Annotated in this window: 7 protein-coding genes and 1 tRNA gene; 5 read left to right on the plus strand and 3 right to left on the minus strand. The window is 61.0% G+C overall.

The annotated features are described in order from the left end of the window. Positions 1–492: 492 nt before the first annotated feature. From Pla111_RS16645 to Pla111_RS16655, 3 genes are all read right to left on the minus strand, one after another. On the minus strand, positions 493–1,695 hold the full coding sequence (locus tag Pla111_RS16645) for a tyrosine-type recombinase/integrase (protein WP_146575591.1): 1,203 nt from the start codon (positions 1,693–1,695) through the stop codon (positions 493–495). 106 nt (positions 1,696–1,801) lie between these two features. Continuing rightward, a tRNA-Ala gene (locus tag Pla111_RS16650) sits at positions 1,802–1,874 on the minus strand. A 109-nt stretch (positions 1,875–1,983) separates the two neighbouring features. Beyond that, positions 1,984–3,702, minus strand: coding sequence for an HD-GYP domain-containing protein (locus Pla111_RS16655; RefSeq protein ID WP_146575592.1), 1,719 nt, complete (start codon positions 3,700–3,702; stop codon positions 1,984–1,986). A 357-nt stretch (positions 3,703–4,059) separates the two neighbouring features. Between Pla111_RS16655 and Pla111_RS17630 the strand changes: the two genes are divergently transcribed. The 5 genes from Pla111_RS17630 (at position 4,060) to Pla111_RS16680 (ending at position 9,002) form a co-directional block, all read left to right on the plus strand. Next, entirely contained in the window at positions 4,060–4,485 is a 426-nt protein-coding gene (locus tag Pla111_RS17630; protein WP_146575593.1) for a type II secretion system protein, read from the plus strand. 52 nt (positions 4,486–4,537) lie between these two features. Beyond that, a complete protein-coding gene (locus Pla111_RS16665) occupies positions 4,538–4,921 on the plus strand; it encodes a response regulator (RefSeq protein ID WP_146575594.1) in 384 nt (127 codons plus the stop codon). A gap of 70 nt (positions 4,922–4,991) precedes the next feature. Continuing rightward, positions 4,992–6,800 carry a sensor histidine kinase gene (locus Pla111_RS16670; RefSeq protein ID WP_146575595.1) on the plus strand — a complete coding sequence of 603 codons (1,809 nt, stop codon included), beginning with the start codon at positions 4,992–4,994 and terminating at the stop codon, positions 6,798–6,800. A gap of 10 nt (positions 6,801–6,810) precedes the next feature. After that, positions 6,811–7,146, plus strand: coding sequence for an STAS domain-containing protein (locus tag Pla111_RS16675; protein ID WP_146575596.1), 336 nt, complete (start codon positions 6,811–6,813; stop codon positions 7,144–7,146). Beyond that, a complete protein-coding gene (locus Pla111_RS16680; protein WP_146575597.1) occupies positions 7,143–9,002 on the plus strand; it encodes a GspE/PulE family protein in 1,860 nt (619 codons plus the stop codon). The genes Pla111_RS16675 and Pla111_RS16680 overlap by 4 nt, the downstream gene beginning before the upstream one ends. Positions 9,003–9,042 lie beyond the last annotated feature (40 nt).

Below are 9,042 nucleotides of genomic sequence, written 5' to 3' on the forward strand. Positions count from 1 at the left end.
TCGATGATCTGCTCCGTCGTGTGCCTTGTCCGCTTCATCGAAAGAATCCTCCAAAAACCGGGGACCGCCCGGCACGAGATTCTCTCACTCAGAGTGGCTCTGTTTCAGGGGGGAAGACCATCCCCTTTCGGCTATCTGTTTTAAGAAGGGCAGAATAACACTTCTGACCATATAACTCATATAACTACTTTCAGGTCGCTCATCTAAAGATGCTTCGGTTGCCTGCGCCGCCAGCTGAAATGTAGAGGCTAGCTCTTTCTGGAGTTCAACCCAGGCAGCAGGATCGCTATAGAAGAGCGAATCCATTTCGGCTCTTGCTGACTTTAACTCCGACCGCCGCTTCCGAATTTTATCGCTCAGGTTGGTTGGCTTTTTGGCCATACTTGCACCTAAAGGTTGAGTCGGGCGACCGACAGACGCCGCGTGTAGGTGCTCACGCAGCGCCTGCCGATCTGTGCGGGGATCAACCGCAACCCGACGGTGATTGTTAGTCTAGCCGATTAGACGTGCCACGTTGGCGCCATGCACCTCATCACGGTTAGCGTAGATTTCGGTCACCTTGGCGTTGGCGTGACCTAGCAGAATCTGAGCGACTTCAAGCCCATGGTCGCGCCGCACTTCGGTGGCGAACGTGTGGCGCAACTGGTTGGGCGTCCAGTGCTCGACTTCCGCCCGCAGGCAGGCCCGACGGATTGCCTGAGCGTAGCTGTTTTTCGTGTAACGTTTGCCCGCTTGGCGTTGGGGATTGTCTTTGCGGTTGCTGCCGATCGTGTTGCCGTAGCCAGCTGGCGTCCTGCGTATGGCGTTAGCTAATGCCCGCCGCTTCAACTCGCTATCGACCGGCTGAAAGCAGTATTCCTCAGGGCCGCGCGCTAGATACCTGAGCAATACGCCTTGCGCACGAGGGCCGATCAGAATGACACGCCGCCGGCCCAAATGAATTGTCTTGTGCCCGGGCGGAAGATACCGCCAAACGTCGCCGCTGCGGTCTATGTCGCACGGCCGGATCGCACAGACTTCACCAGGACGACAGCCGCTGTAGCGCTGAAAGCGAACCATGTCGGCGACCACTTCGGGCATCTCCGCCAACGCCGCATCGACCACTTGCTTCGCCACTGGTGTGACGGGCTCGCTATCTACGGCGCCACTGCGGCCAGCCTTGAGACCATCGACAAGCGATAAGGCAAGATGCGTTGAGGCCGGTATTAGCTCCCGGCTGGCTGCCCACTTGAACGCGCGCCGGATGCGACCCATGAAGCCGTTGATGGTGGTGCGCTTCAGTCGGTCTTCAACCATTGCGTCGCGAACCTGTTCGAGACACAACGGGCCAAACTGCTCGGCCGGGAGATCGGCAAAGAATTTGGTCACTCTGCCAAGAGCGTTGGCCACCAGACCGGGCTCGGAAGTCGGGACGCCATTCTTGAGATAGTACCCTTCGGCGTGCTTAATGTACCGGTCAGCCAGTTGCCGGACGGTCAACTTGCTGGCCTCCGGCAAGGGGTCAGGCAGTCGCCTACTTGGCGCGATGGGGCGGCCGGCAAGGTAGTCATGCACCGCCGCCGCGTAGGCGTCGTGGCTCTCCTGAGAGCCGTACTTGCCAAGATAGAAAAAACGCCCGTTGATGCGAACGTAAGCCCGGTTGCTCGGCTTGTGTAGCCGGTATGCAGGCACTCTCGGGGGCTTCGGCGTCGCCATGGCTTCCCTCCTGTGTCAGGTTGACACAGCTTTTAGGGTGCTGGCAGCGCTCGCGACCATCGCGAGGTTCGGCCTAAGGTCCGACGCCGTATTGCTTTAGAGCAAGTGGAGCTGACAGGAATCGAACCTGCGACATCCTGCTTGCAAAGCAGGCGCTCTCCCAACTGAGCTACAGCCCCCTGCGAGCGGCCCCAGGAGGGCAACTCTTACCTGCTAAATATAGGTCCCGAAACGCTACAAGCCAACCCGGTCGTTCAGAAGCCATGGGAGGCCCGCCAGAATCGGCGATTATTCGGGCAGGCCGGTCACTTCGTGAGGTAGTTCGAGCGGTTCCTCATCCGGTAGCAGCTCCTTGCGTCGGCGCCGTTCGCGCTGCTGATACTCTTCCTTGATCCGGTGGATGTCCTCCAGGCAGGCAAAGAATGCCGCCACACAGCTCGGGTCCCACTGCACGCCCGACCCTTCACTCAGGATGGCTTGCGCCTTCTCGGTTGGCATGCCGGGCCGATAGGGACGATCCGAGGTCATGGCGTCATAAGCGTCGGCGACGGCCATGACCCGTCCGTCACGCGGGATTGCCTCACCTGCCAGTCCGTCTGGGTAGCCCCGTCCGTCCCAGCGCTCGTGGTGATGCAGCACGCCCGGAAGTACGTAGCGTAGTTGTTCCAGGTCGCAGAGGATCGCCCAGCCCTCGTCGGGGTGCTTGCTGATCTCGGCGTACTCTTCGCTGGTTAGCTTGCCGGGCTTCTTGAGGGTCGCGTCCGAGACGCCGATCTTGCCAACGTCGTGCAATAAGGCAGCCAGGTAGATACGCTCGGCCGATTCGGTCTTGTAGCCAACCTGTTCGGCGATCCTACGGGTGTAGAGGGCGACCCGTTCTGAGTGGCCGCGGGTGTACGGATCTTTGGACTCGATTGCCGAGACGAGTGATCGCACTACGCTAACCAAAATCTGCTCCTTCTCGCGGAGCATCTCGAGATTGGCCGCTTGCATCGCCAGGATCGCCGCGGTGGTCGTGATGAGCGTGGCCTCACCGCTACCAAACTCGTCGCTGGCGAGTTGCCAAGACGTTTCCCAGGAGCCAGCGGTTTCCTGTCGATTAATGGCGATCAGCCATCCCCACAGCCTGTCCCCCGCTTCGAGGCACGAGACCACGATCGATTGAACGCCGGCGGGGGGAGAGGTGGTCGGCGTTAGCCCCCCCTCGATCCAGTTCTGGACAACAGGTCCGCGTCGCGCCGACGCGCCAAATCTTTCGATAATCTCACGCACGGTCGCTTCAGCGATCGGCACGCCGAAGTGAGAAACGACACGCAGTTCAACCGGTGCCGCAGCGTTGTCTTCCGAGTTCGGTTCGGCTGCGCTATTGGATTCTTGCTCGGCGAGGGTGACCAGCACCAGAGACTTGGCGCGGACCGAGGTGTTGAGCACGGGCAGCGTTTGGTTGGCCATGTCTGCCAAGCCCATTGATCCGGCTGCGGAGCCCATCTGATCCACCATGGACCGTAGGAACGAAAGTTCCTCCAGGTCAGACATCAGTTGGGTCGCGAACGAGTCGTTCTCAGCGTTGAGGTCCTCGATGCGTGTGTCGAGACCTTGCCTTTCAAGCGACATCTCCGCTAGCCGTTCGGCCAGCATCGGAGGGCTCAACCGCGAGCTGAGCGTGGCAGCGTATTGCGCGCCTGCAGCTCGGGGCAGATAAGCAGCCAGTCCATAGGTTGATTCCGATTCGGCAAAGCAGCGTATCCGTTTCGATCGCGCGGCTTCACAAAGGTGCTCGGTGGTCAGCTGGTCTGCCAGTTCGGAGGTATCTCCGTGTTCGACGGGGACCCGATACCAAACGCCCTGCTCTGCTTCGACCCACACGGTTGGCGATGCATCGAACGCGGCGCTGATTGTCTCGACCGCCTTCCTGACGGCGGGCGCCAGGTCCGACCAGTGAGTGATAGCGCGACGGTCCGTTGTGGTCGTGGCCGACTTCATCAGGAGGGGAGAGACTTCAACCATCGGCTCGCTGTCCGGCGGGGGAGTGACTGATGCGTTCGATGATTAGCCCCAGCATTGGCCCACCCTCGAACGCCGCAGGCAAAGCTTAGGTCAGGCGGTTAGCCGTCTGCCGACCAGCTCATCGACAAAGTCGATCCTACTCGTAGCCCGTGAGGCTACCTTGTTGCTTGTCGGTTTCGTAGCGGTTATGCAGGCGCGATACCGATTGAGCCGTTGGAACCCGGGGCGATGGGAAATGTTTCCCGCCTGCGCGCCGCTGTGACCTACGTTGATTGAGAGGCTCTCAAACGTTCGACCGCATGAAAGCGTTTGACCCCCTTCGTACTGACACTAGACGCGAGACGAGAGGTTCCTGCTATGAGTCGCCGCAAAGGTTTTACGCTTGTCGAGCTAGTCGTTGTGATCATGATTCTGGGCATCCTGGCTGGCGTCGCGGCACCGAAGCTGCTTAACACATCGGGTCAAGCGACCGACAACGGTCTCCGGCAAACGCTCTCAGTGGTGCGGGATGCGATCGAGCTGTACGCCGCTCAAAACGGCGGTGCTTTGCCCGACTGCACCAGCACGGGTGCCGACTTTCGCGCCGCGCTCGAGCCGTATCTGCGGGGAGCGTTCCCCGTTGCTCCGGTCGGCACGAATAAAGATGAAGACGTCACGCCAACAACCGGCGCGACGACAACCGCAGATAATGCGACCGGTTGGATGTTCAACACCACGAACGGGACATTCATCTGCAACTCGACCGCGACCGGAGTGGATGGCAACGCGTATTCAACCTACTGAGTTGCTTACGCTGGCCGACTAATCCAGATCGAACTATAAGGCTCTAGAGAACGTGAACACAGTACGCCGAGCGCTGGTTGCAGAAGATAATGCCGCGCTTGCGAGAGTGATCGCCTTTAGTCTTCGCAAGGCGGGGTTCGAAACGACCATTACCCAGGATGGGGCTGAGGCTTGGGAGCAAGCGCAGGCTAACGATTTCAATCTGGTGGTTACCGATCACCAGATGCCGCACCTTACCGGTGTTGAGCTGACGGAGCGGCTGCGTGGCTTGGAGCGTTACGCGCTAACGCCGATTGTGCTACTAACAGCCAAAGGGCTGGAGCTGGATTCCGAGCGATTGGCAGAGGAGTATCGCGTGGCGGCATTGCTGATCAAGCCGTTCAGCCCGAGCGAACTGGCCAAGCTGGTCGATCGACTCACGGCGCAACCTGCCTAAAGACTTCGCAACCTAGCAAGGCGTTCGCCGGTTGGCGTCCGATCGCGCCGCCTCCTGCCCCCTTAGCTCCATGTACGCCAAGTCTTTGCCGATCGGCCTGCCGCGACGTGTGGTGTCGCTCTACCTGCTGTTCTCCTTGCTGGCGGTGTCGCTGCTCACGGCGGGCTCTTACTTTGCAGCGCAGTCCCTGCTGCACAACCGCACAACCGGCAGCGGACTCGCTCAGCTAGGGCGTCTCGCGGCAGCGCTGCAGTTGGATCGCATCCAGACGGGTGGTGAAGACGCTGCACGGCTGCTTCAAGCCACGATCGGCGGTGGCAACTATGCCCACGCTGCTGTGGTGGACGAAGCGGGGATCTATCTGGTCCACACCGATCCGGATCAAGTCGGCACGGTGTCGATCGAGCCCGAAGGAGCTGAAATACTCAGTTGGGGATCCGTTGGCGGATTGCGTTACGCTGGCGGCGCTGGCCAGATGCTCAATGAGTATCGGGTTCCGCTGACAGTTAGCGGCCTGCCGACTCACACCTTGCGTCTTGCTGTTGCCGAGCCGCGGCTTACCGACACGCTGACCCAATATGGCCATTACGCGACGCTCGCCATTTTGGCACCGATCGCTTGTCTCGCGTTGGGTGTCTGGGCGCTCAGGAAGCTTACGGACCCGCTTTCGGCGATCGACCGCGAGTTATCGGCGATTGCCCGCCTGGGACATGGCATGAGACCCGAGCCGGTTGGCGTGCCTTCGGCAGGGCTCGCTTCGATCGGGTGGAACCGCTTGGTGCAACATGTTCATGATCTGAGTGAATCGGTCCCAGAGGCAGACTTCGAGTCGCGTTTGATGGCCGCATCGCAGGGCGACGGGCGAACGCGTGACGCTCTGGAGAGCCTTGCCGAGGGGGTCGCGATGACGGACCCCGAGGGGCGTATCGAGTTTGCCAACCGCGCGATCGCCGCACTGCTCCAGTCCGATCAGGCGCTTGAGGGTGAGGCCCTGCTCGACCTGATCGGGCGGATCGACCCCGCGACGGAAGAAACGTTCCGTCAGAATCGCTGCGAAAACGCTGTCGCTGAATTGCCCGTTTCTGTCGGCGATGAAAGCCGCGTGCTGCGGGTTGCCCGCGGCCCGCTCCGCAGCCGGGGCGAAACGCCCGGATTTGTCTGGAGCGTGCGCGACATTACGCAGCAGAAGCTCGCCGAGGCGTCGCGCGACCAATTCATCAATACGGCGACTCACGAACTACGCACCCCGTTGGCGAACATCAAGGCCTACGCGGAGACGCTCGTCACGTGCGACTTCACGGACGTCGAAGAGCAAAAAGAATTCTGCAACACAATCAACGCCGAGGCGACCCGACTGGCGCGGTTCGTCGATGACCTGCTCTCGATCAGCAGCCTGGAAGTGGGCACGCTGGCGATCGATCGTCAGCGGACCGACGTTAAACGGCTGATGGATGAGGCAGCCCAGAAGGTGGGGACGCTCATGCGGAGTAAATCGCTCCGCTTTGAGATCGCCTTGGGAGAGAAGTTGGGCGACGCGCATGTCGACAAGGACAAGATCCTTGGCATGGTTGTTAACTTGTTGGGTAACGCCGCGAAGTACACGCCCGAAGGGGGTCATGTCACGTTTGCGGTGGTCCGCCAGGAAGACGCGATCAAGATTGAGGTCCGCGACACCGGAGTCGGTATCGCGCCCGATGAGCAGGCCCGCGTCTTCGAGAAATTCTTCCGTAGCAGCAACCCGGCAATCCGCGAAGAAGTTGGAACCGGCCTGGGGCTTCCCTTAGCGCGTGAGATCGCACAGTTGCATCGTGGTGAGCTGACCCTGCAGAGCACGCTAGGCGAGGGAAGCACTTTCACCGTCATGCTCCCGCTACAGTGAGGAACCCACAATGGTCACCACTACCACTCAAGGTGCCGTCGCAGTACTCGCGGTAGATGCGCCCCTCAATGCGGAGAGTTCCGATGCGTTGCGCTCGGCCGTAGAAGCGCTGCCGAGGATCGGCCGGCCGCAGCTCGTGATTGATCTCTCGGGGGTCCCGCTGATCGATAGCGCCGGATGCGAGGCGCTGCTTGACGTGCGAGATTCGGTGTGCGACATCGGCGGGGCCTGCTGCCTTGCCGGCGTTGCGCCGCTGTGTCGCGATATTCTTTGGGCCGCGGGCTTGGACGAAGGCTTCGACGTCTTCCAAGGGACCAAGGAGGCTGTCGCCAGTTACGCCCGATGAGCACTGCAACGCTACCATCGCCACCCGATACGGACCCTTTCGCGCCCAGAAGCCCTCAGGCCTCGCACCAAGGGGACAGTGCGGCCGGCAAGTCGCCTGCCAGTGGAACCATGCAGGAGCTGCTTGCTCCAGGCGGGATCGACGCGATCGCTACCCGGGGGCCCCTGCCGAAGAACGCCCCTCTCGGCCAGCGCTTGATCGGAGAGAACCTTGTTTCTCCCGAGGATCTTGCCGCGGCGCTCGAACTACAAGCGAAACGAGGCGCTAAGCTCGGCGAAACGCTTCTCGATATGGGCGTCGCTGCCGAAGACGATCTGTTGCCGCACATCGCGGCTCAGCTCGGCGTGGCAGCGGTGCGCCTGCGCGAAGGGCTTGTCGATCCTGAGATCGTACGCATTCTTCCGCGAGAGTTCTGCGAAAAGCACGCCGTGCTTGCCCTGCTCCGTGTTCGCGGTGTGTTGGTCGTTGCGATCGACGATCCTCACGATCTCGACCGTCTCGATTTGATCGAGCGTCGGACAGGGCTTGCAACACGCCCGGTCTTTGCGTTCCGGGGCTCGATCGATCGGATGATCCGCCGGGCCTTCGAGGACGACTTCCAGGTAGACGCTGTCACGGCGGACATGGATGAGTCGGCTGTCGAGCTGCAAGCAGATCTGACGGATATCGATCTCACCGCCGTTCAGGACATGGTGGGCGGCAGCCCGGTCGTGAATCTGGTGAACTACATCATCCTGCAGGCGATCCGTCGCACCGCTAGCGACATCCACATCGAACCCAGCAAAAAGCACGGTGTCATCCGCTTTCGTATCGATGGCCAATTGATCGAGATGCTCCGTCCCCGCAAGGATATCTATCCGGCGGTCGTGTCGCGTATCAAGGTGATGGCCAAGCTTGATATCGCCGAGCAACGCAAGCCGCAGGACGGCCGCTGCCAAGTGATGGTCGATGGCAAGGAGGTTGATCTCCGCGTATCGACGCTGCCGACCGTGGTCGGTGAAAAGGTCGTCATGCGGGTGCTCGACAAGCAGCGACTGACCTTCAATCTGGATGAACTCGGTATCCCCCCCCGCCAGCTCGCCGATATCAAGACGATGATCGGCCGGCCTCACGGATTGATGCTCGTCACGGGTCCCACGGGCTGCGGCAAGACAACGACTCTGTACTCAGCGCTCGAACTGATCAAATCGGTCAGCACGAATCTGGTTACCGTCGAAGATCCTGTCGAGTATCAGATCGAACTGGTGAATCAGGTGCAGGTCGATTCCGTGCGGGGACTCAGCTTTGCCTCGTCGCTCCGATCGATCCTTCGGCAAGACCCCGACGTCATCATGATCGGCGAGATCCGCGACCCCGAAACAGCGCAGGTGGCGGTGCAGGCGGCGCTGACGGGCCACTTGGTTCTCAGCACCCTACACACGAATGATGCCGTCGGAGCGGTTGCGCGGATGGTTGACATGGGCGTGGAGTCTTACAAGCTCTCCGCGGCTCTTGTCGGCGTGCTCGCCCAGCGGCTCGTGCGAATGGTCTGTCCTCACTGTCGCACGACCCACTATGTGCCGACCGAGACGCTCGAAGCGATGCACTACAAGGGGGATCACCAAAGACGTTGGTCTCGCGGCGAGGGGTGTCGTCACTGTTACGACACCGGCTTCCAGGGCCGTACGGGCATCTACGAAACCCTGCTCGCGGATGACGCCTTGCGGCGCTTCATTACCTCGAGCGCGGACCCCTCGGCACTGAGGAACTGGTTGTCCGAATCGGGCCGTCCCACGCTGTTGACCAGCGGACTAGAACTTGCCGAGCGGGGCGTTACCAGCCTTGAAGAGGTGACGCGCGTCGCCCTGTTTGACTGAGCCTATCTTTTCCCGCCTTACCCCCCCCCCCCCCCCCCCC

This window comes from Botrimarina hoheduenensis, assembly GCF_007859815.1.
Classification (GTDB): domain Bacteria; phylum Planctomycetota; class Planctomycetia; order Pirellulales; family Lacipirellulaceae; genus Botrimarina; species Botrimarina hoheduenensis.